Genomic DNA, 22,075 nt, shown 5'->3' on the forward strand with positions numbered 1-22,075 from the left:
ATAATAACAATGTGAGCCTAATGCTGCATTATCATAACATGATATTATCTTAACAATCCTATATTGTCATGTGGTTATATTGAACAACCTTACTATTATAACAAGATAATCTCTTGCCTTGTTGTTATTTAGTTATCTTGTTAAGATAATCAGGCATAGTTATTCCTGTGTTTGTCGTCTTCAATGGAGCTCATCAATGATTATCGTTTTAGGAAGCCAGAAGGGTGGGGTTGGCAAAAGTACGCTGGCTGTTTCGATTGCGGCTGGCTTACTTTCCCGTGGCTACAGGGTATTGATAGTTGATGCCGATGACCAAAAATCTGTGTTGACCTGGTACAACAATCGCCCGGAATCGCTGCCACATATTCCCGTCACTGGTGCTTCTGGCAATATTAAAGCGATGCTGAAAGAGCACGCAAAATCCTATGACTTCATCATTGCTGACTGCGCCGGACGAGACAGTGCAGAGATGCGCAGTGGCCTGATGGCCGCCGATGTCTTTATCTCACCGCTGCGTCCTTCTCAGATGGACCTCGATGTCGTGCCACATACCTGCTCGGTGTTCACAGCCGCAAAAGATTTCAATGAGGATGTTAAAGGATATCTGGTGCTTAACATGACACCTACCAACATGTTCGTAAATGAAGGCAACGAAGCTGCTCAAGTACTGGAAGATTTCCCTCAAATGAAACTGGCCGATACCCGCATTTGTGATCGTAAAGCGCACCGAGATGCCTGGGCTGAATCCATGACCATCTATGAAACAGAAAACAGAAAAGCGAAAGATGAAGTCGAAAGACTGATCCAGGAGGTCATTCTATGAGAAACAGATCCAGTGTGATGAAAGACAGAGAAAACGACTTTATCAATGGTGGCACAGCAGCGTTGTCACCCAATACCGCTCCAGACATAAATGCAGTTGAAGCAGAGCCTGTGAAGAAAGCTAAAGCAAAACCTGTCAGCATCTCTTTCACTGACGAAAATCTTAGCGAGATTGATAACCGTATACGTAATGAAATTCTTGCCGGAGGGACGAGGGTTAATCGTTCGGATATTGTACGTGCTGCGATTCTAGGTCTGGAGCGTTTCTCTGATGAAGAGATCTCTGTGTTGATCAGCAGAGCGAAACTTCAGTAAGCAATGTTATCAAGAAAGTTAGTTATCATCTTAACAACATAATAACTAACTTATGACGTTATAACTCGTTCTTCTCCTTTAAGTGATTTTGTCAGTTCAGGATCAGTTGTTCAGTGCTGTCGATCCATTTCACTTCGCAAGAAATCCGTCATGATCATCAGGTCGATAAATTTATATTCCAGGTGTAAGGAAACCACGCTGTAGAACCCCACACGGCTTCACCAGAAAGAAGAAAGAGGATTTTTCCCGCAATTGGTCTTTAAGGCTCGCAGGGTGACGTACACACGCTTACAGGCACCATGTTGTGCTCAGCTTGCTTATGACAAGCTGAATGTTAATCCGTAACAGTCAACAAAGCTGCTTATCAGGGGGAGGATTTACCCAGGGTTTGTATAAGCCGGAAAACGTGCCTTATTGCAGAACGATTTTGACTTCGCATTTTTCACATAAGCCTCAGAATTACTGAGAACGGTCAGCAAGATATCCACTTATCCACAGTCTAGATCCCAATAATTTAGATCCATTTTAGATCCCATATAGATCCCATATAGATCCCCGATCGCGCCAGCCCGCACCAGTTCTGGCCTGAAAGGGGTATTGCATAAGCTATAGAAAGTAAATTATAAACTATAGGCAGCTTATAATAAGCTATAGATTGTTAAATCTAAGCTGTAGTTAGAAAGCGACATAAGCTATAGTGAGTCAAACACCTTGAACACAGATATTGCTGTGGATAGTTTTTTCTTCCTGTCTTCATGCAATTAGGCTCGCCCTGCGTGAGTTGTTGTTCTGTCATTCACAAATCCAGATGCCTCGATCCTTTTGTCGATCATCATCGAAAACCGTGAGAAAGCCTGTGGACAGCGAAAATCTTGACCTCAAAAAACTGTTTGAAGAAACGGACAAAATTACAGGTGAGGTGATCACGCTAACGCCGAATGCAAATAATACCGTTCAACCCGTTGCATTGATGAGGCTCGGTGTATTTGTCCCCACGCTTAAGTCATTGAAAAACAGTAAAAATAAAACCTTTTCTACCACTGATGCAACGGAAGAATTGACCCGACTTTCGCTGGCTAAAGCAGAGGGATTTGATAAAGTCGAGATAGTCGGTCCGCGCCTGGATATGGACAATGATTTCAAGACCTGGGTCGGGATCATTCACTCTTTTGCCAAGCATAAAGTCATCGGTGACAAGGTGCAGCTTCCCTTCGTTGAATTTGCCAAACTCTGCGGAATCCCCTCCAGCCGTTCTTCAAAAAAACTCAGAGAGCGCATCAGTCCGTCTCTGAAGCGTATCGCAGCGACAACGATCTCCTTTACCAGCAATATGGGGGAAGATGGTAAGGAATACATCACGCATTTGGTTCAGTCAGCCTATTACGATACCAAAAAAGATATCGTGATTTTACAAGCGGATCCCAAACTGTTTGAGCTGTATGAGTTTGATCGTAAGGTGCTTTTGCAGCTTAAAGCGATTAATGCGCTGAAGCGACGTGAGTCTGCTCAGGCGCTGTACACCTATATCGAAAGCCTGCCAAAGAATCCGGCACCGATCTCACTGGCTCGCTTGCGTGACAGGCTGAACCTGAAGTCACCGGTGTTTTCGCAAAACCAGACGGTACGGCGTGCTATGGAGCAACTTAAGGAGATTGGATATCTTGATTACTCCGAGGTGCAACGGGGGCGTAGCGTCTATTTTAATGTGCATTATCGTCGGCCAAAGCTGAAAGCGCCCAGGAACGAGAGTGCTGAAAACGCACAACCACCAGTGCCTGTCACACCAGGTGAACCTGTTGATGCGGAGCTTCAGGAAAAGCTCAACCTTCTGAGTAAGTTAGGCATTTCTATGGCCGATCTCGAAAAACTCTTCAAAGGCAAATAAGCCGATAAACTGCAGTGAGTAGGTTACTCACTGCAGTTTATGTTACCTCCCACTACACTCCCTACAGTTTATCTTATCCGGTTAATATCCTGATTTATTATTTTTTATCATCATCTTCTCATGTTTGATCAGTGGCTGTTACTCCCTATAGTTTATGTATTCTGCTCACTATAGCTTATGAAATAAACTATAGTGAGCAGAATGCCTGTCCGGTGCCTGCCAAAAGGGTAGGGCATCACATTTTTTACTCACTACAGCTTATGTTGACTATCCTCATGGGCCAGAATTACTCACTACAGCTTATCTCGACGTTGACAGAACAGATATATTACTCCCTATAGCTTATATATAGAATGAGAGGAGTAGCCAACTTGCTATAGCTTATATTGTGCTACCGCCCTGGTAACCACTAACATATAACCACATGATTTATAATATGTTAGTGATTACTAGCATTTGTGGGGTGGCGTGATAACTAAGTATTGTACTCACTACAGCTTATCTCAACTCACTCTAGCTTATGCAGTGCTGCCGTATAAGCCTGCTCTCTATAGCTTATATAAGCTATAGAGAGCGAACGGGATCTTTGCAGTAAACGCCAGGATAAAGGCGTTATAACGGCCTGAGGGAAGTGTCAGAGGGTAAACAAAATAAGAGTCAGAAACACATTGTGACAGCGTCACTAATTAAATATAACAATAAATTATGATGTTTCCGTTATTAGGAAAGCGTCATGAAAGGGTTTTGGTAACGTCGCGCCTATGAGGGTGACTATTCGCACGGCTTTGGGACATCGCACAGGGATATAAACTGTAATGAGTAGAAGGAAGCTCAACATAATCTATGACGAGATGCAGGACTTAACGGCTTCGTAACTGTCTCGAGACGTCACGGGATACAGAATTGCGCCATGTCGGACTGATATGCATGCAGAGCCGAATCCATGGGAGACTTCCTCCACCAGTCAAGTGTAAGCATCCCTGCAAAGAGAACCATCAACTTTTAGAGTCTCTGGCACTCCAACTTCCGCTCCTGGCACACTGCTGCCGTTCAGATCGGGCTTCGTCATGAGACGTGAGCTATACGCCAATTTTTGTTGGCAATGGTCAAGTAATCTGCAAACGGTCGCCAAGTAAAATGCAAATGGGTAGTCAAGTCAGGTGCAATTACGCAGCTGGTTTGCCGCCTGGTGTGACAGAGTACCGGAAAACGATATGAAAAATATGATCGCCGCTTGGGCACGATGCTTTCCGTCGCTGGACGGCCTGGAAACACTTCAACTGTATGCCGGAGATACCGCCTGTGAGGTAGCCGGGGAAATTCATTTGCGATCGATGCACTTGGACAGCGCTCAAAAAGAAATGAATCGCTGGGTGGTGCCCAACAAGCTGACGACCCAGACACCGTCAGACCGAGACTGAGAATAATTTTCTCATCGCTGTTTCGTGATGAGAAACATATGATATACTGTTTCTCAATGGGAAACGCGGAGCCGAAAAGTGATTAAAGGCTGGAAGCACAAAGGATTACAGAAGCTGTTTGAAAAAGGTGATATAAGCGGCGTACAGACGAAGGGCGCTGAACGCGTCCGGCTCCGCCTGCTGGCCATCGATGAGGCGCTTTCCACGGATGAATTCAGAAACTATCCGGGCTTTGGTTTTCACCCCCTGAAGGGAGACAGGAAAAACCTGTTTTCCATCACGGTCAGGGCTAACTGGCGTATCACCTTCGAATTCACGGACGGTGATGCCTATATTCTCAACCTGGAGGACTAACACTGATGGCCATGTTCAATCCCCCGCATCCGGGCGGTCTGATCACCGAGTACATTGAAGATAATAACATCGGCCTGCGTGTGCTGGCGAAAGAGCTGGGCGTGTCAGCTTCGGCGCTGAGTAAGGTCGCTAGCGGAAAGGCGTCTGTCAGCCCGGAAATGGCAGTACGGCTGGAGGCGGGGCTGGGGATTGCGGCGCGCCTGTGGTTATCCATGCAGGCTGCCTGCGACCTGCATAAGGCGCGTGAAACCACCGATGTTTCCGGTGTTCATCTGCATCCGGGTATGAATGTCGGTTCTGCTCCTCACCGCGCCGTAAAGTAACGCACTCTGGCACAAACCTGCACACACCGCGCTGAATGGCGCGGTTTTTCATGTGCCCCCAGCTCGTTCCGCAAAATGCAACACCGCCGCCCTGCGGGCAGGGAAAAGTCGGTGCTGGTGCACCGTCCTTTCCCGGCAGGCCGTGTATGTCCATCATGCGTGTATCTGAATCATCTTCCACCTTCGTGAGGCTCCCACCGTATAAAAATACATTTCAACAGCAACAGCATGGGCCCCCTTCGGCGCCTCGGCAAGCCGGCAACCCTTCAGCTGTACGCCGGAGATGTCGCCTGTGAAGTGGCGGGGGAAACCCACCTGCGCGCTGTACATGGACAGCGCGCAGAAAGCGATGAACCGCTGGCTGGTGCCGAACAAACTGACGGTACAATCTTATCCTCAATTGCTGACGGATGAATATTGAAATATCCCCAATATGGGGATATTATGTCCCTGAGTTAGGACAGGGAGAAACCATGCAGGCAATATTTATCGAGCTTTCCAGCTTTGAGAAATACTGGCTGAGTATCTGAACGACGATCAGTTCAGGGTATTTCAGAACATGTTACTGGATGACCCTAAAAAGGGGGGATGTAATCCCTGATACGGGCGGTCTTCGTAAAGTTCGCTTCAAGGATGAGCTGCGCAACAAGGGTGCAAGAGGCGGGATCAGAGTTATCTACTACTGGACCAATGAACAAGGTCAGTTCATCCTGTTTACCATCTACGATAAAGATCAGCGTGACGATCTGACAAAACAGCAGCGCGATGCCCTGGCGGAGGCGCTGAACGTGATTAAAAAGGGGCTGAGATATGACTGAACGCGACATTTTCAGTGAACTGATGACGGGTATGCAGGAGCTTAAAGATCATCAGGACGGAAAAATCACGCTCAAGACCTATAAGGTCAGTAAGCGGGAGCCCGCTACCATTGCGCCGCAGGAGCTGCGCGACGTGCGCGAAAAACTAAACCTGTCACAGGCTGTTTTTGCGCATTATCTCCACACGGGTGAAACCACCTATCAGAACTGGGAGCAGGGCCGGGCTAAGCCTAACGCTCAGGCCGTTCTGCTGATCCGTATGGTGCAGCAGAACCCGGAAACGTTGCAGACTCTCGCACAGCTCTGAGGCGAATCCAGCGGATACCCCCACACCGCGCTGACCGGCGCGGTTTTTCTTTGTGCTCTATTCATGCCCCGGAAGCCAACACCGCCGCCCTGCGGGCCGGTAACAGCCGGTGCTGCCGCACCGGCCATCCCAGGCCGCTTATGTCCGGCATGCGTTTCCCTGAATCAGCAAAGGTTTTTCTCAGATCCTTTGCCTGTTCCCGCCGCCGAAAAAATCCTGTTAACAGCAACAGCAACAGCAACAGCAACAGCAACGTAAGCGTGCAGCCAGCACCGTCTGGTTAATTTCGCCTCTTCCTGTAATTTAAGCGTCCACTTATTCCGGTTAGGTGGACACCTGATGACTGATTCTAAATCTCTGACACGCCAGCGCTACACGCCCGAATTTAAGCTGCGGCTGGTTCACATGGCGCTTAAAACCCTTGAGGAAAACGGCAGCGTTGCCGCCCTGGCGCGACAGCATAATGTTAACGACAACCTCCTCTTTAAATGGATGCGCCTCTGGAAAAATGAGGGCGCGTCGCTAAGCCCCGGGGGCGTAAAATAAAAACGCCAGCATTGCCCGCGCTGGTACCGGTTCAGATAGTGCATCCTTTACCCGCTCAGGTACCGCTGCCTGACACCACCGCAGACTGCATTATCCGGCTCCCGGGCGGGGAAATATCGCTCCATAACCCCACTCCGGAGCAACTCAGCGCGATGCTGGCGGCCATCATGCGCGGAGGACGTCCGTGATAAACCTGCCATCCGGCACAAAAATCTGGCTGGTTGCGGGCATCACTGACATGCGCAACGGCTTTAACGGCCTGGGCGCAAAGATCCAGACCACCCTCAGAGATGACCCGATGTCCGGTCACGTCTTTATCTTCCGTGGGCGCAGCGGGAGCCAGGTCAAACTGCTCTGGTCCACCGGTGACGGTCTGTGCCTGCTGACCAAAAGGCTGGAGCGTGGTCGCTTCGCCTGGCCGTCGGCCCGCGACGGCAAAGTGTTCCTCACACCCGCTCAACTGGCCATGCTGCTGGAAGGCATCGACTGGCGGCAGCCAAAGCGCCTGCTGTCGCCCCTCACGCTGCTGTAATCCTGGTCACCTCGCGGGCAACCTGGTAGCATGCCCGCCATGAATGAATCTCTTCCCGACGACATCGCCCTTCTCAAACAGCGCCTGGCTGAATAGGAGGCGCTGAACCGCCTCCTGCAGGCAAGGCTGGATGAGCGCGAGCGCGAAGTTGACTACCTGCAGGCGCAACTGGATAAGCTGCGCCGCATGAACTTTGGCAGCCGCTCTGAAAAGGTGGCGAAGCGCATCGCGCAGATAGAAGCCCGGCTCACCGCAATGCAGAAAGACAGCGACGAGCGCACCGGTCGCGTGGACGACCCGCCGGTACCACGACCGTTGCGGCAGACCCGCACGCGCAAACCGTTCCCTGAATCCCTGCCGCGCGATGAAAAACGTCTCACTCCGTCGGGACCCTGCTGTCCGGACTGCGACGGCGTGCTGTCATACCTGGGTGAAGACGTTGCAGAGCAGCTGGACCTGATGCGCAGCGCGTTCCGTGTTATCCGCACGGTGCGGGAAAAACACGCCTGTAAAAAATGCGACCGCATCATACAGGCACCCGCGCCGTCGCGCCCCATCGAGCGCGGCATCGCCGGGCCGGGTCTGCTGGCGCGGGTGCTGACGTCAAAGTATGCGGAGCACACGCCGCTGAACCGGCAGTCGGAGATATACGAGCGTCAGGGCGTAACGCTCAGCCGTTCGCTGCTGTCCGGCTGGGTAGACGCGTGCTGCCAGCTGCTGTCACCGCTGGATGAAGCCCTGCAGCGCTACGTGCTGACGGACGGCAAGCTGCACGCCGATGATACGCCGGTCCCGGTGCTGCTGCCGGGCAATGGCAAAACGAAAACGGGCCGGCTGTGGACCTACGTGCGTGATGGCCGCAACGCAGGCTCGGCGATGGCGCCGGCGGTGTGGTTCGCGTACTCGCCGGACCGCAAAGGGATGCACCCGCAGTCGCACCTTGCGGGGTTCAGCGGTGTGCTGCAGGCGGACGCGTACGCCGGGTTCAACGAGTTGTACCGCGAAGGCCATATAAAGGAAGCGGCGTGCTGGGCGCACGCGCGGCGTAAAATCCACGACGTTCACGTCCGGACGCCATCTGACACCACGACTGAAGCGCTGCGGCGTATCGGGGAACTGTACGCTGTTGAAGCCGGTATCCGGGGCAAAAGCGCATCGGAGCGTCTGGCCGTGCGGCAGGAAAAAAACGGTGCCGCTGCTGACTGCGCTGGAAGGATGGCTGCGGGAGAAGCAGAAAAACGCTGTCACGACACTCGGAACTGTCGAAGGCGTTCGCTTACGCGCTCAATCAGTGGGATGCGCTGAAATACTACGCGAGCGACGGCTGGTCGGAGGCTGACAACAATATCGCGGAAAACGCGCTACGGACGGTGAGCCTGGGGCGGAAAAATTACCTGTTCTTCGGGTCAGACCACGGCGGCGATCGTGGCGCGCAGTTGTACGGGTTAATCGGAAGCTGCCGGTTAAACGGCATCGATCCTGAATGTTATCTTCGCCATGTGCTGTCGGTGATAGCCGACTGGCCGGTCAACCGCGTTGGTGAGTTACTGCCGTGGCGCGTCACCCTGCCCGGGGCATAATCTCCGGGTAATCCTGTCAATACGGTTCTCGCTGTACGCTTACGAACAAGCTGACGGCCCGGAACATCCTTTGCCCGGCCGGTGATAAATAACAACGCAGAGTATGCCTACACGATATGTCGGAACGAAAAAAAGGAGATTAAAGGACCGATAAAGTGTGACTTTGTTTCACTTAATGCTATTATAAGTGTGACAAAGTTACACACGCCGGAGGGCATATGGCAGTAACAAAACTGAGGCAACAGGGCGGGGCGGTTGTGCTGACCATCCCAAGCGACATTGCAGCCAGAGCAGGCTGGAGCGTTGGCACACTGCTGGACGTTACCGCTGAAGGGGATGCTGTAAGTATTCGCCCGTCAGGTCGCGTTGCCCGTGGGCGTAAGACAGTGGCGCAGCTACTGGCAGGCATTGACCAGGATGAAATCCGCCAGTTAAACGACGAAATCAGCGACGGCGCGAATGAGAGACCACAGGGAAGGGAGTTTATCTGATGGTTTCGCGCAGAATCCCGCAGAAAGGTGAAATCTGGCATGTTAACGGCGATCCGGTTGAAGGAAAGGAGTTTAAAGGGCCACACTATTACCTGGTGATTTCCCCCAGGGAGCTTGTTGCGGCGCTCGGTACGGCGGTCTGTGTACCGATAACGAGTGGTGGTGGTGCCGCGCGTTCGCAGTCCGTGACGGTCTGGTTAGACGGAGACAGCACCGAATCCGGTAAGGTGACGGGCGTTGCGCTGTGCTATCAGTTGCGTTCGCTCGACCTGGCTGCACGTAAGGCCACCTACAGCACTAAGGTGGCCCCACACATCATGGACGAGATACTGTCGATGGTCGTGGATTTGATCGACCCGCGCTGAGAGGCGCGGTTTTACATTGCGCTATCTGCCAGCCCGAAACGGCAACACCGCCGCCCTGCGGACCGGGAAAGCCGGTGCTGGCGCACCGGTTCCCTCCACCCGGATGCGTATAGCCACAATATCCAAATCGGGTCCCGCTTCTGAGGTTTTCCTGTCAGTTTCGACTGCCCGCCGCATAAAACTACGTTTTAACAGCAACAGCAACAGCAACAGCGTGTCGGGTAGCAGCAGCGCATTACTTCGCCACCGCCCCCTGAGAACGGTACGTGCAAGTTTCCCCGCATACCGCTCAAGCCTTTATAAATGCCCGTTATGGGCACCGGCCTCCCTGTTGTGTAACTGACGGTGACAGTTGGGATGTAGCAGTTCAAGATTAGACATATCGTCGCTGCCGCCCATCACCTTCCTGACCCGGTGGTGTATATTCCAACCTGTCTGGTTGGTGATGAGCTGTCTGCAACGCGGGCAGCATTTACCCTGACGTTTCCACAATGCCGCCACGGTTTTCATCTTCTTCAGTTTTCCGGTCCAGATCAGATCCAGACGCCGCTCGAAGTAGATTTCCATACCGGGCGAATAAGGGGGCGCGTCACCTCTGATCTTGATATGGCGTTTAATGGGCGTATCCATCGCCCGGGTGAGATAGAGTATTTTTCCTTCCGGGGTAGCGGCGCTGAACAGCCAGCGCCTGTCTCCAAATGTGAAATACTTATCTGCAACCCAACGCCGGCCTTTACGTGTATGCCGCCGTTTACACCACCGCCATATTGCCCGCCAGATTTGGGTATCGACGTAATTAAAGATATCTTTGGCCACGACATGGTGATGATAGGTCGCCCATCCACGGATCACGGGGTTGAGCAGGTTAATCAGTTTCCATGCCGGAAGCGTCGGATTCCCTCTAATTATTCTTCTGACTACGCTCAGAAAGTTTTTCAGATTCTTTTTAGCAGGCTTGATTACATCTTGCCGCCGTATTTTCTGACGTTCTGACCCAGAAAGTCGAAGCCTTCTTCTATGTGCGTTATCGCTGTTTTTCCTCAGACAGCGTAAGTCCCCGTTGTTCCATGAACTCCGCTATCAGGGGTTTAACCTCATTCTCCAGTAACTCGCGGGAGATCCCGGAGCAGATGAAGTCGTCGGCATAGCGCACATAGTTCACCTGATGTTTTGCCCCGTAATGTCTGCTCTTCCTGAATGTACGCATCAGTTCTCCCTCCAGTCCGTCGAGTGCCATATTGGCGAGGAGGGGAGAGATAATGCCTCCCTGCGGAGTGCCGCTTTCGGTGCGAAAGAAGACGCCTTTTTCCATATATCCGGCTTTCAGCCATTTTCTGAGGATCCGCTTGTCCATTGGTATGTTGGACAGCAGCCAGTCATGGCTGATGTTGTCAAAACACCCTTTGATATCGCCTTCAAGAACCCATGCTGGCGATACTTTCTGGCTCATCCGGTGAAATATTGACTCGATGGCATCGTGAGTACTGCGCATGGGCCTGAAGCCATAGCTGTTATTATCAGCCGTTGTTTCTGCCACAGGCTCCAGTGCCAGCAGCCACAGTGCCTGCATGGCTCTGTCCCTTATTGTCGGGATGCCCAGCGGACGCTTTTTGCCATTCGATTTTGGGATGTATATGCGCCTGAGCGGCAGTGGTCTGTAACCTCTCAGACTCAGGTTGCACATTCCTTTCCATTTTTCATCCGGGGGTGTTCCATGTTTTGCCATCCACGCCGGCGTCCTTTTCCCGGTGTTTTCAGTCACACGCCTGACAGCAACGGCTTTGCCGGAGAAGGAACGCGTGAGAATGCGCTGCAGTTCCCTGACACGCCGCCATTGTTGCTGTCGGGTTGCCTCTGCAATCCGTAGCTGTAGCTTTCGCACCCGGGCATGGCAGGCTCGCCAGTCAATGGCGTGCCAGCCTGCCGGGCGGGGTATCGTGGACACACTGGTGTGTGTATTCATCTCACAAATATCCTGTTGAAAGTTTTACAATATTTCATGCAGTTAAAGACCAGACGGAAGTCTGCCCGCTTTCGCGTCGAAGTATGATCCGCTCCGTATCCTGATGATTACCATCAGGCATTCGCTTTTTCCGTCCTCCTCTGCCCGCACCGCCAACAATGTCCCTTACGGTTCACCTGCCATCAGGCAGCGATACGGGTTTACCAGGTTCCGTTTAACATACAAAAGGTCAGGGTGGGTTCTGTCTATTCACCGGAGATCTTTGTGTCCATGTGCTCCGGGTGGCCCTGTGGAGCAACCAGATCTCATACCCTTTTGGTTCAGGCCTTTCAGCATCTTTGGCCTGTTGCCGATAACGGCGTTCATCAACAGTTCACATGTGTTAACCCTTCTGACCAGCCTGGCAATCCAGCCGCATGATGCTTGCAGCAAGGGAGGCTCCCTCACGGGGGCCTCCCCGGGCTAACGCTCGATCTCGTTGTCCCGGAAGCTTCAGACCCCGCCGTTGCCAGCAACGCCTGTTCCGGTAGGCTACAGCTAATGGAATAGCTGGTTTTATTAATGTAAAACAATATGTTAAACGACTTCCTGTCGCACGGCCCCCTCCGGCTCCCCGGCAAGCCGGGTCGTCGAGCCCTATGTCGCTAAGCGGCATAGCCGCCAAGCGCCACCGAACCCCTGCGGGTTTCGTCCGCGAGCGGTTTCGGGCTGATGTCCAGGTTCAAGGGCCGCTGCCGGCTTCGCCGTCGCTTTCACCGTCCCGGCAAACCCCCACCGGGCCTTTAAGGCCAGCCCGCGTGGCGGTCTGAAACGTCCCTTCTGACGCTCCTCTGCTTTCCGGCCAGCCCTTGCGCGGAGGGCTGGTCGTAGCACCGCCGGTTCAGGCAGAAAGGGGTGAAATGCACGCCGCCAAAAACTTTTCGCCAGGGGTCGCAAAAACTTTTTGTCGTCGCCCCTTTATGCCCTCACTTCGTCGTTGCTCCTTTGCCCTTTGCCGCGAAAGGCCAGACCGGAAAGAAGAAACCAGCGTCAGAGAAGGGCTTTTCGGGCACCACAACCGAAATGCGCTGCGTAGCGGCACTGGGAGACGGCGCATTTTCGCGCGAGCAGGCTACTCACGTCACGGCTGCTTTCAGCAACGTCTTTATTGAAGACGATCAGGGCAGTCACTTTCGCCTGGTCGTGCGTGAGCCGTCAGGCGCTCTTATCTGGCGCTCGTTTGATTTTGAACATGATGCGGGCTACTGGCTGCGCAGGTACATCAACAGCTATGGCGTGCGTCAGCCACTTAATGACCAACTGACGGCGCTGACGGATCTGAATGACGTCACGATGGCGCTCAGCCAGCGTCGTGAATTTATGACCCAAATCCTGAACAACTTAGCCGTGGCGGTAGCGCAGCGGGTGCCGGTAAATCAGGTGATGCTTCCGGCTGATGAGTCGCAAGTCTGGGAAGAAGCCGGGCGCATCGCTCTGGCGCATTTCGGGCTTCAGGGTGAAGCGGCGTTATTAAAAGCCAGCCAGTGGCTGACCGCTGAGCTGGAGCAGGTCAGCAACGTACAGGCGTAAAAAAAGCAGGGTAGCCCCTGCTTCATTACGGCGGCCAGTTGGAGCTGGCTGCCTCATCAAAGACCAGACACTCAGGAGAGTAATATGATTTTTGACCCGCAAATCCTCGCACAGGCAACGGCATTTGTAAAAGCTTTCAACAGCGGACGTGGTGTGCGCGTACCAAAAATGACCTTTAACCAGTTTACGCACTTTATGCGCGCTGTACGTCACCAGCTGGAGGTGCAGGCATGAGCATCGCAACTCCGCTGAATTTACCTTTTTCTCTTTCACCAGTATCGCAGAACGACATTCTCCGCGTGCTGGGTGAATACACCTTTATACGCCTGGACAACGGCGACGAAGCCTTTTTTCATCACGGCAACTGGATCACTGGCGCAGACGCCAGCTGCGGTGAGCCTTCTGTAATGGAGCTTGCGCAAAGTATGGCGCGCGCAGGCTGCAAGTCCCTTCGCTGCGTCGAGCTTCCGTCCCGGATGACAGGGAATGGTGCTGGGACGACGTTGTAACGCAACTGGTGCGCGCATCATTTACGCGTCAGGTGCGCGGCGAACTGATTGTGACAGCCAGCAATAACACCCGCCACGGACGCGGCGTACACGTCTGTTGCGACCCGCTACTGAGCGGCGCTAACAGTAACCTCTGGTTTCCGCTGAGCGGGGATGAAGACTGGCACGCGGATATCGAGCGCGTGCTGACCATGAACGGCGTTGCGGAGAACGTGGTGCGGCTGGAACCGCTGCGGGATGGCCCGGAGTACACCGATTTTAAGGTGATTTATAACCGAACCATCTGCGCCTGATGCGTATCGGGGCCAGTGTATGACCGGCCCCGATACGTCATTTGTCCGGAAACCCCCCTTGTGCCAGACCACCGCAGAGGAAATGATTATGCATTCTGAAACCAGCACCACTCTGACCGCATCGCTTTCTGAAAAAACGTTCACCATCCTGGATTTAGAGGCCCTGTCGGCACGGGCATCGGCTGTCGAAACGGAGACAGACAACGCACGCCGTATCAATCTTGCGGCATCAGTGCTGTTACATTTCGCGGATATGACGGGCATCGGAAACAGCTGCGAACCGGCTGACACTGCCGTCACTGATCTTCTGACCGACCTGATGCACCTGTGCGCGCACTGCTGGCCGGACAGCGGTCCTGTCTCTTTTGAAGGTGCACTGAATACCGCCAGGATGCACTTCGATGCGGAATCCGACGAAGATACACAGTGGGACTGAACGAAATGAAAATGACCATCAAAGATATTACAGAAGCGATGACTGACTCGCATGATGGATTCACCGAACTGGTGACAGATTCTGTTTCCTTCAGACTCGGGCGTCCGTTGACTGATGAGGAACATTTGAAGATTTACAATATCACCGAGTGTGCCATTTTTGATGCGCTTAATCAGCTTAAAGGCAATTCAGAAAATACAGATAAGTCGCTTACACCGGAGCAGTTCAATGACCTTGCTGACTACCTTTATTGCTGCGGTGTTTTCAGCGGGTCTGGCGGCATTCAGGGTAAAGAATTTCTGTCACTCACCGTCATTGATGAACCCACAGATGAGCCGGATGGACGTAAAATTTACCTCCGAGATCGCTATCCGTTTGCGACAATACGGGTTTCACGATCCTTCGGTTATGAATGGAAAATCTGAATGAAGGTGTCAGGCATAGTTGATTCACTCAGGGCGCTGAAGCCTGTTTAATGGAGTGATTTTATCCGTTCTCAACGGGTTGAAAATTTCCGGCAGGTTAATGTTTTTCCTGCCGGAGATTTTCATAATGCCGTCTGACTGTCCTGCGGTTTGATTTTATCCTGTGCTGGTTCAGACTTACGAGCCTGACGCTTTTTCTTCCACTTACTCCGTTTATCACCGCAGAAATAGCTTTATCACTGAAAACGAAAATCCATTGCGTCCAGTGCTGATTTGATATCCGCTACCGTGTAACCTTTCTCTTTCGCCAGAACCAGAATGGTATCTTTCAGATTTTCCAGTGCGGCCTCTCTTGTGATGCGCTGTGGGGTCAAATCCGGCAGATTTTCCAGCCTCCTGCGAGCCTCATCCAGCTGCTCCTGTGTGAAAAACATTACGTGCTGCCATCTCATTTCTTCCTTCGCATTGGTAAAGCCCCGATTTTTCTGGATTTTTACCACCATTTCCACCCCCTTCACCCTCACATGACGCCGGTTTACTTCTGACCAGCTAAGTGGCAAAATACGAACAGTTGATTAAAAGACGGGACAGGAAATGTTTTGTCATTACCGCCTGCACGCAGACGCTAACGCCAAAACGACCTGCTCAGGGCTCCGCCCCGAGACCCGGGTAATGTGCCAAGGTTGAGTTATGTCGAAAAGTGAGAAGCGTCAGAAGAACACTCTTATTCAGCTTCGCTGTACGGAAGCTGAGGCTGATGCCATTAAAAAGAAGGCAGTCGCGGCCGGGCTGACGACCTCTGAGTACCTGCGCCGCACGGCACTTAACCGCCGCATTACCGTGCGCACTGACATTCGCATGATGAACGAACTACTGCGTCTTGGCGGCCTGCAGAAACACCTGTATACCCAGATGCAGTCGAATATGACGACCGAACTGAGCCTCCAGTTTTCCGAGGTGCTGACCAGCATCAAGCACGCCATAAACGCGCTGGATATGACCCCTGTTCCTGTCGAGGACATGAAAGACTGATGAACGTTATCATCCCGCCAAAGCGTCGCGATAAGAAGACCAGCTTCAGGAAGCTGGTCAATTACGTGAGCACGCGCGAGGAAAACAAACCGGGTGAAGCCGTGACGCATGAAGCGATCAGCACCGGTACCGAATATGTCTCCACGCCGGGATTTGGCCAGCTGGTTGATTACGTCGGGCGTAAGCGCGCAGCACCTGCCACCGAAATCGTCAGCATTTCACCCGAGGGCATTCAACGCGTGCTCTCGGGTGAAGTGCTGTGTGAAACCAACTGTTGGTCTCTGGAAACTGCCGCATCAGAAATGGATATGACCGCCTCGCAGAACCGCCACTGCAAAGACGCGGTGTATCACTTTATTTTTTCCTGGCAGGGCGATGAGGACCCGTCACCCGATGCGGTATTCCGCTCCGTGCGTTACAGCCTCAAACAGCTGGGCATGGAAGAACACCAGTACGTGGCTGCCATTCACCGTGACACGGATAATATCCACTGCCACGTATCGGCTAACCGCGTACACCCTACCACGTTCCGCGCGCAGAACATGTGGAACGACGCCGATGAATTACAGAAGTGCTGCCGCGTGCTGGAACGTGAGTTCGATTTCAAAGTGGATAACGGCAGCTGGCATATGGATGAGTACGGTGACCTTCACCGTACCCGTCGCGATATGCCTTCTGCTCCGCGCGGTGCTGCTAAGCGTGAAATCTTCTCAGACAAAGAAAGCCTGCACGGCTATGCGGTACGGGAAACCCGGCAGTTACTTTCTGACGTGATTGCGCAGGACAACATGAGCTGGGACCGTCTGCATAATATTCTCTATACCCGCGGTCTGGGACTGCGCGAGCAGAGCGGTGGGCTTGCCGTATACGATCTGATGAACCCGGAAGGCGTCAGCGTGAAAGCTTCTGACGTTCATCCGGACATCAGTCTGGTCTCGATGGTCAGTCAGCACGGAAAGTATCAGCCAGCCCCTCCGGTTTATAACCCTGACCGTCCTGAAGACGGCATGCTGGACATGCAGAACTGTTACATGCCTCAGCTTCACGTTCGTGACCAGGAAGCGCGTCGTGAACGTCGCGAAGCCCGCGCGATAGCGCGTGACATTCTGCGTGCCCGTTATGACGCTTATCGCACCGGCTGGGAGAAGCCTGACCTGCGCGAAGGTGAGCGGTTCCGTCAGATTGCGTCCCACTGTGTGGTCGCCAAAGCCCACGTCCGTGACACCGTCAGGGACCCGCTGATGCGCAAACTGATGTACCGCGTTGCCGAGTTTGAAAAGATGAAGGCGATGGCCGAACTGCGCCTGAAGCTTCGCGAGGAGCGTCAGACTCTTAAAGATACGGGAGAAAGCCGTCCGCTGAGCTGGAAGTCATGGGTTGAACGTGAAGCGGTGAAAGGTGACGTTGCTGCACTGAGTCAGATGCGTGGCTGGGCTTACCGTGAGAAACGTAATGCTAAGGAACGTGACACTCAGAATAAATCTCCTGACGCAGTGGTTTATTTTGGGCCGGGTGATGATGCTCCGCTTCTTCGTAATCCGACACATGATGTCATGCTCAGTAAAAACGGATGCGTTGAATACCAGCGTAATGGAAAGACTGAGGTTGCTGATTATGGTGACAGGGTGGAGGTGTATCCACAAAGCGAAGCCGATCAGGAAACGTGGTGGCTTGCAGCGGCAGTAACCGCACGTCGTTCGGGCGAGAATGCAGTCATCAATGGTGAGCAAAAATCGGTGACCCGCCTGCTGGACAGCGGCGCGGTACTGAATGCCAATAATGCAGTCCATCGGTTCAACGTTGGCAATAAAGCCCAGCAGGATCGAATTGACGTTACCGAGTCGTGGTTCCGTGAGAAGTACCGCAACAATGCTGCGGAGATGGAGTCAGTGCCTCGTTATGATTCTAATGAGCCGGAAAATACTCCTGCTCGTGTTATCAGAGATTTACCACGACCATGAGGAGATTAAATAGAGAGACATAAGAGAGTGTTCAGAATTCTGTGTCACGTTAAAAATGCTACAACATCATCACGTTATTTGTATTAGCTCAGACCTGATCTGACAGTTACCGGTTATTTATACAGGTATCTGTTAGATTACATCTGGTTTAAATTCTTCTCTGACCAGATGCATTTTCCATCAAGTAATGTTTCCATTGGCGTCCGCCCAAAGCTCATTTTCCCCTGATGAGTTCGCTCATTGTTTTAGTGAGCAACCCACTCATCAAGATCCGACTGCAATGTATCAAGATCACCGTATAACTTTTTACGGAACGTTACCTGATAAAACTCGTTCAGTATCGTTTTGTGGAACCGTATTGCTGATACCGTTAGTTTGCGCAGATGATTTCATGTGTTTCACCATCAAAGCAAGATGCAACTTTCGCCAGATACGATGGCGCTCTTTACCGTGTTTTTTGACTTTCCACTCACCTTCACCGAAGACCTTCAGTCCGGTGGGATCAATAACCAGATGAGCGATTTCACCCCGGGTGGGTGTTTTAAAACTGACATTGACCGACTTAGCACGTTTGCTGACACTGGTGTAGTCCGGACAACGCAACGGAACGCCCATCAGGGAAGAATGGAATCATTAAAACCCTGTGCAGCCCGCAGATTGAGCCGGAATACGCGTTTAATCGCCAGCACAGTGGTGATGGCGAGGTCAGAATAGCGCGGAGGTCTTCCCCCGGATGAAGGCGTTGCTGACTCATACCAGGCCTGAATCACCTCATCGTCCAGCCGGAAAGTGAGGGTGCCACGGTTAATGAGGGCTTTGTTGTAGGTGGACCAGCTGGTGATTTTGAACTTCTGCTTTGCGACGGTACTGCCTGCGTAGTCAGGAGAATGCGTGATCTGATCCTGAAACTCAGCAAAAGTTCGATTTATTCAACAACGCCATGTATTCCTTACATTCCTTGTGGCAAATCATGGAATGAATAATTTCAAGTGTATGAACCCCTTATGCAGTCGAGTTTTTGATAGCTTTGCCACCTATTATCAGCACCTGCAATCTCATAATCTGGCACCAATATATCGTTGCGATATTGAGGGGTGCCCTGCGTTTTTTTATTCTGAAACCGAACTCCCCATGCACAAAGAAACACACAAAAAAGTGGATATAATTTGCAAAGACAGCGGCAGGTCTTTTGTCAATTATTCCGGCTTGGGGGCACATAGCAGAAAACATTAGCGGCATTATTTCCGCAGCAGCGTTATTTAAGGCGCTACTGCGTGACCCATTCTTAGTTTTACCAACGCGTTGGTGAGGCTGTTTCTGATAATAATTACAACATCCTTTTGCCTTTATAGCAGATCCCGCCAGACGCCTGGTGAGCTCGTCGGCCTGGCAATAGACTGATGAAAACCTGAAAATCCGCACAAATACGCTCGCCGTTAACATTTATTGAAATTAAAACCCTGCTCCCCACTCTGATCACGTCTCAGATCAAAAAAGTGGAATGCTTATCATTTATATAATCGCCGTTCCTGATTACCGGACTGGCTGATGATATGCAGATAAAAACGCAAACCACCTGGCGCATTGCGGGTTACCAACCCGCGATAAACCCGCACTGGCGGCAGAAGTTGTTAACCATGGGGATGTTACCTGGATCGCTGATTGAGGTTATCCGTATCGCTCCGCTGGGGGATCCGGTGCAAATTCGCACCCGTCGCGTTAGCCTGGCGGTACGACACAGTGACCTGGCCTCGCTGTTGCTTGAGGAAGTGGTGTCATGAAACAACTCACCATCGGACTGATCGGCAATCCCAACACCGGCAAAACAACTTTATTTAACCAGCTGACCGGCGCACGCCAACGTGTGGGAAACTGGGCAGGTGTCACGGTGGAACGCAAAGAGGGGCAGTTTTTCACCGCGCAGGCGGATGTCCGTCTGATTGACCTGCCGGGAACGCGTTCGCTGACCACCCTCTCTGCCGACAGCTCGATTGATGAAAGCATCGCCTGCCGGTACCTGTTTAATGATGATGCTGACCTGGTGATTAACGTCGTTGATGCATCCAACCTCGAAAGCAATCTGTTTCTCACTTTTCAACTGCTGGAACTGGGTGTGCCCTGCATTATTGCGCTGAATATGCAGGATATTGCCGCCAGCCAGCATATTGATATCGATATTGCCTCACTATCACAGCGACTGGGTTGTCCGGTGGTTTCGCTCACCTCGACGCGTGGTGCAGGCATAGCCCAACTGAAGGCGGTGATTGACAGCGAACGTGCTCATCAGCCTGTCAGGCAGGTCATTTATCCGGTGGCGATCGATGCGGTTATCTCGCGCTTATGTGCCAGGATGCCGTCTGATATTCCAGCAGAAAAACAATTCTGGCTGGCATTGCAGTTGCTGGAGGGAGATATCAATAGCCAGTCTCTTTGTCCGGCGGTGGTGCCACACCTCGCTGACCTCACCCGACAGGCAGGCGATGATCCCGCAATGTCAATCGCCGATGCACGCTACCGTGCTATAAACGGACTATGCGCCGCCGTCAGCAATATTCAGCACAGTACCCCGAGTCGTTTTACCGAGCGACTCGACAATATCCTTCTTCACCGCTGGGCGGGCATTCCGTTGTTTCTCGCCGTGATGTATTTGATGTTTGTGTTGTCGATCAATATTGGCGCTGCGCTACAACCTATCTTTGATGCCGGTTCGGTGGCGTTGTTTATTCATGGTGCGCAATGGCTGGGTTACAGCTGGCATTTCCCGGACTGGTTGACAACCTTTCTGGCTCAGGGCATTGGAGCCGGGATCAACACGGTGCTGCCGATCATCCCACAAATTGGTCTGATGTATCTTTTCCTGTCGTTCCTGGAGGATTCCGGCTATATGGCGCGCGCCGCCTTTGTGATGGACCGTCTGATGCAATCGCTGGGGCTACCCGGCAAATCCTTTGTGCCGTTGATTGTCGGTTTTGGCTGTAATGTACCCGCCGTCATGGGCGCTCGTACCCTGGATACCACGCGTGAACGTTTGATTACGGTCTTGATTGCCCCCTTTATGTCGTGTGGCGCGCGTCTGGCAATTTTTGCCGTATTTGCTGCTGCCTTTTTTGATACGCACAGTGCCAGCCTGGTCTTCTCGTTGTATGTACTGGGTATGCTGGTAGCGATTGGCACCGGCCTGGTGTTAAAGCACACGTTGCTACGGGGTGAGGCTTCGCCGTTTATTATGGAACTGCCGGTTTACCACCGACCCCATCTTAAAAGCCTGCTCTTGCAAACCTGGCAGCGGCTGAAAATGTTTATCGTAAGGGCGGGCAGGGTCATTATCCTGGTCAGCATGTTGATTGGCGTGTTGAGTAGTTTTTCATTAACTGGCCGAACGGTCGATAACATCAATGACTCGGCGTTGGCTGCTGCCAGCAAAGTGATTACCCCAGTCTTACTACCCATTGGCGTCACGCAAGATAACTGGCAGGCCACGGTTGGGTTGGTCACTGGCATCATGGCAAAAGAAGTGGTGGTAGGGACGCTGAACAGCCTCTATACCGGGGAAGATATTCAGAGTGGGAAATTCGACCCGCGCGAATTTAATCTGCTAAGTGAAATCAAAGACGCACTGACACAAACCCGCGATGGCCTGACGGCGGCGTTCAGTTTAAGCGCCTTGTCAAACCCCATCGAGGCCAGTAAAGGCGATGGTGTGATGGATGCCGGGCAGATGGGCGCGATGAGTGCGAAGTTTGGTAATGGATTCGCTGCCTACAGCTATCTGATCTTTGTGCTGCTTTACGTGCCTTGCGTCTCAGTAATGGGGGCGATTGCCCGTGAAGCAGGGCGCAACTGGATGCTGTTCTCCTTCTTCTGGGGATTAAACATTGCTTGGTCGCTGGCTACCCTGTTTTATCAAAGCGTGAGTTTTGCTGCACATCCAGGCTTCAGTTCGCTTTGCGTGGTCAGCGTGATCGCACTGAATGGTGTCATCCTGATGGTGATGCGTCGTCTGGGTAGACGCATGACGTCGCATCATTTTACGCTCGCACCACAGAACACGGCCGCAGAATGTGGGGGAGGTCACGGGTGTTGTAATAATCAGGCTGATCACCGCGTAGCAAAAACCTAATTGCTCAA

The 22,075-nt window shown here is 52.3% G+C and carries 24 protein-coding genes and 6 pseudogenes; 26 read left to right on the plus strand and 4 right to left on the minus strand.

Annotation, left to right across the window (positions count from 1 at the left end; genetic code table 11):
- Positions 1 to 196: 196 nt before the first annotated feature.
- The 16 genes and pseudogenes from AC6I8R_RS26045 to AC6I8R_RS26120 all read left to right on the plus strand — a co-directional run bounded on the left by AC6I8R_RS26045 (position 197) and on the right by AC6I8R_RS26120 (position 9,759).
- The gene (locus AC6I8R_RS26045) at positions 197 to 823 is read left to right on the plus strand and encodes a ParA family plasmid-partitioning AAA ATPase (protein WP_021185341.1); all 627 of its coding nucleotides are present in this window, start codon (positions 197 to 199) and stop codon (positions 821 to 823) included.
- On the plus strand, positions 820 to 1,137 hold the full coding sequence (locus AC6I8R_RS26050) for a hypothetical protein (protein WP_497833301.1): 318 nt from the start codon (positions 820 to 822) through the stop codon (positions 1,135 to 1,137). The genes AC6I8R_RS26045 and AC6I8R_RS26050 overlap by 4 nt, the downstream gene beginning before the upstream one ends.
- 886 nt (positions 1,138 to 2,023) lie before the next feature.
- A complete protein-coding gene (locus AC6I8R_RS26055; RefSeq protein ID WP_497833406.1) occupies positions 2,024 to 3,022 on the plus strand; it encodes a RepB family plasmid replication initiator protein in 999 nt (332 codons plus the stop codon).
- 1,160 nt (positions 3,023 to 4,182) lie between these two features.
- Entirely contained in the window at positions 4,183 to 4,443 is a 261-nt protein-coding gene (locus tag AC6I8R_RS26060; protein ID WP_497833302.1) for a plasmid SOS inhibition protein A, read from the plus strand.
- Positions 4,444 to 4,521: 78 nt separating this feature from the next.
- Positions 4,522 to 4,797: a type II toxin-antitoxin system RelE/ParE family toxin gene (locus AC6I8R_RS26065; RefSeq protein WP_497833303.1), complete on the plus strand. Its 276-nt coding sequence runs from the start codon at positions 4,522 to 4,524 to the stop codon at positions 4,795 to 4,797.
- A gap of 5 nt (positions 4,798 to 4,802) precedes the next feature.
- Entirely contained in the window at positions 4,803 to 5,120 is a 318-nt protein-coding gene (locus AC6I8R_RS26070) for a HigA family addiction module antitoxin (RefSeq protein WP_497833304.1), read from the plus strand.
- Positions 5,121 to 5,403: 283 nt separating this feature from the next.
- Complete coding sequence (locus AC6I8R_RS26075) at positions 5,404 to 5,541, plus strand: hypothetical protein (RefSeq protein ID WP_497833305.1); 138 nt, start codon at positions 5,404 to 5,406, stop codon at positions 5,539 to 5,541.
- A gap of 52 nt (positions 5,542 to 5,593) precedes the next feature.
- Positions 5,594 to 5,938: pseudogene (locus AC6I8R_RS26080) on the plus strand (toxin).
- Positions 5,931 to 6,245, plus strand: a complete 315-nt coding sequence (locus tag AC6I8R_RS26085; protein ID WP_497833306.1) for a helix-turn-helix domain-containing protein — start codon at positions 5,931 to 5,933, stop codon at positions 6,243 to 6,245. Before AC6I8R_RS26080 ends, AC6I8R_RS26085 begins: the two are co-directional and overlap by 8 nt.
- Positions 6,246 to 6,584: 339 nt before the next feature.
- A complete protein-coding gene (locus AC6I8R_RS26090; RefSeq protein WP_497833307.1) occupies positions 6,585 to 6,791 on the plus strand; it encodes a transposase in 207 nt (68 codons plus the stop codon).
- 184 nt (positions 6,792 to 6,975) lie between these two features.
- Positions 6,976 to 7,323 (plus strand): IS66 family insertion sequence element accessory protein TnpB, encoded by a 348-nt coding sequence (gene tnpB, locus AC6I8R_RS26095; protein WP_497833308.1) that lies wholly within the window; start codon positions 6,976 to 6,978, stop codon positions 7,321 to 7,323.
- A gap of 186 nt (positions 7,324 to 7,509) precedes the next feature.
- Complete coding sequence (gene tnpC / locus AC6I8R_RS26100) at positions 7,510 to 8,628, plus strand: IS66 family transposase (protein ID WP_497833309.1); 1,119 nt, start codon at positions 7,510 to 7,512, stop codon at positions 8,626 to 8,628.
- Positions 8,583 to 8,687 (plus strand): annotated as a pseudogene (locus AC6I8R_RS26105) (IS66 family transposase); the annotation flags it as partial. The gene tnpC and the pseudogene AC6I8R_RS26105, both read left to right, overlap by 46 nt.
- Positions 8,688 to 8,693: 6 nt before the next feature.
- Positions 8,694 to 8,903 carry a transposase domain-containing protein gene (locus AC6I8R_RS26110; RefSeq protein WP_497833310.1) on the plus strand — a complete coding sequence of 70 codons (210 nt, stop codon included), beginning with the start codon at positions 8,694 to 8,696 and terminating at the stop codon, positions 8,901 to 8,903.
- 218 nt (positions 8,904 to 9,121) lie between these two features.
- Entirely contained in the window at positions 9,122 to 9,394 is a 273-nt protein-coding gene (locus tag AC6I8R_RS26115; RefSeq protein WP_208726676.1) for an AbrB/MazE/SpoVT family DNA-binding domain-containing protein, read from the plus strand.
- Complete coding sequence (locus AC6I8R_RS26120; protein ID WP_164483429.1) at positions 9,394 to 9,759, plus strand: type II toxin-antitoxin system PemK/MazF family toxin; 366 nt, start codon at positions 9,394 to 9,396, stop codon at positions 9,757 to 9,759. Before AC6I8R_RS26115 ends, AC6I8R_RS26120 begins: the two co-directional genes overlap by 1 nt.
- 297 nt (positions 9,760 to 10,056) lie before the next feature.
- Here the strand turns inward: AC6I8R_RS26120 and ltrA are convergent.
- Positions 10,057 to 11,722 (minus strand): annotated as a pseudogene (ltrA, locus tag AC6I8R_RS26125) (group II intron reverse transcriptase/maturase).
- Positions 11,723 to 12,784: 1,062 nt separating this feature from the next.
- Between ltrA and AC6I8R_RS26130 the strand changes: the two are divergent.
- The 6 genes and pseudogenes from AC6I8R_RS26130 to AC6I8R_RS26155 form a co-directional block, all read left to right on the plus strand.
- Positions 12,785 to 13,003: pseudogene (locus AC6I8R_RS26130) on the plus strand (DUF905 family protein); the annotation flags it as partial.
- 372 nt (positions 13,004 to 13,375) lie between these two features.
- Entirely contained in the window at positions 13,376 to 13,525 is a 150-nt protein-coding gene (locus AC6I8R_RS26135) for a hypothetical protein (protein ID WP_021185332.1), read from the plus strand.
- Complete coding sequence (locus AC6I8R_RS26140) at positions 13,522 to 13,800, plus strand: hypothetical protein (RefSeq protein WP_497833311.1); 279 nt, start codon at positions 13,522 to 13,524, stop codon at positions 13,798 to 13,800. Before AC6I8R_RS26135 ends, AC6I8R_RS26140 begins: the two co-directional genes overlap by 4 nt.
- Positions 13,801 to 13,808: 8 nt before the next feature.
- On the plus strand, positions 13,809 to 14,093 hold the full coding sequence (locus AC6I8R_RS26145) for a hypothetical protein (RefSeq protein ID WP_497833312.1): 285 nt from the start codon (positions 13,809 to 13,811) through the stop codon (positions 14,091 to 14,093).
- Positions 14,094 to 14,181: 88 nt separating this feature from the next.
- On the plus strand, positions 14,182 to 14,529 hold the full coding sequence (locus tag AC6I8R_RS26150; protein WP_497833313.1) for a hypothetical protein: 348 nt from the start codon (positions 14,182 to 14,184) through the stop codon (positions 14,527 to 14,529).
- Positions 14,530 to 14,540: 11 nt separating this feature from the next.
- Positions 14,541 to 14,954: a hypothetical protein gene (locus tag AC6I8R_RS26155; protein ID WP_497833314.1), complete on the plus strand. Its 414-nt coding sequence runs from the start codon at positions 14,541 to 14,543 to the stop codon at positions 14,952 to 14,954.
- A gap of 236 nt (positions 14,955 to 15,190) precedes the next feature.
- Here the strand turns inward: AC6I8R_RS26155 and AC6I8R_RS26160 are convergent, their stop codons facing one another.
- Positions 15,191 to 15,388, minus strand: a complete 198-nt coding sequence (locus AC6I8R_RS26160; protein ID WP_497833315.1) for a molybdopterin-guanine dinucleotide biosynthesis protein MobC — start codon at positions 15,386 to 15,388, stop codon at positions 15,191 to 15,193.
- Positions 15,389 to 15,644: 256 nt separating this feature from the next.
- Here AC6I8R_RS26160 and mobA point away from each other — a divergent pair, with 256 nt between their 5' ends.
- Together mobA and traI are read left to right on the plus strand one after the other, a co-directional pair.
- Complete coding sequence (gene mobA, locus AC6I8R_RS26165) at positions 15,645 to 15,986, plus strand: plasmid mobilization protein MobA (RefSeq protein ID WP_497833316.1); 342 nt, start codon at positions 15,645 to 15,647, stop codon at positions 15,984 to 15,986.
- Entirely contained in the window at positions 15,986 to 17,947 is a 1,962-nt protein-coding gene (gene traI / locus AC6I8R_RS26170) for a TraI/MobA(P) family conjugative relaxase (RefSeq protein ID WP_497833317.1), read from the plus strand. The genes mobA and traI overlap by 1 nt, the downstream gene beginning before the upstream one ends.
- Positions 17,948 to 18,084: 137 nt before the next feature.
- Here traI and AC6I8R_RS26175 read toward each other — a convergent pair.
- Positions 18,085 to 18,325, minus strand: a pseudogene (locus AC6I8R_RS26175) (integrase core domain-containing protein); the annotation flags it as partial.
- Positions 18,321 to 18,843, minus strand: a pseudogene (locus AC6I8R_RS26180) (IS5 family transposase); the annotation flags it as partial. The pseudogenes AC6I8R_RS26175 and AC6I8R_RS26180, both read right to left, overlap by 5 nt.
- A gap of 657 nt (positions 18,844 to 19,500) precedes the next feature.
- Here AC6I8R_RS26180 and feoA point away from each other — a divergent pair.
- Together feoA and feoB are read left to right on the plus strand one after the other, a co-directional pair.
- The gene (feoA, locus tag AC6I8R_RS26185) at positions 19,501 to 19,728 is read left to right on the plus strand and encodes a ferrous iron transporter A (RefSeq protein ID WP_497833318.1); all 228 of its coding nucleotides are present in this window, start codon (positions 19,501 to 19,503) and stop codon (positions 19,726 to 19,728) included.
- Positions 19,725 to 22,067: a Fe(2+) transporter permease subunit FeoB gene (gene feoB / locus AC6I8R_RS26190; protein WP_497833319.1), complete on the plus strand. Its 2,343-nt coding sequence runs from the start codon at positions 19,725 to 19,727 to the stop codon at positions 22,065 to 22,067. The genes feoA and feoB overlap by 4 nt, the downstream gene beginning before the upstream one ends.
- Positions 22,068 to 22,075: the final 8 nt, after the last annotated feature.

The sequence above is a fragment of the Pantoea sp. X-Soil-OKNW-713 genome (assembly GCF_059730685.1).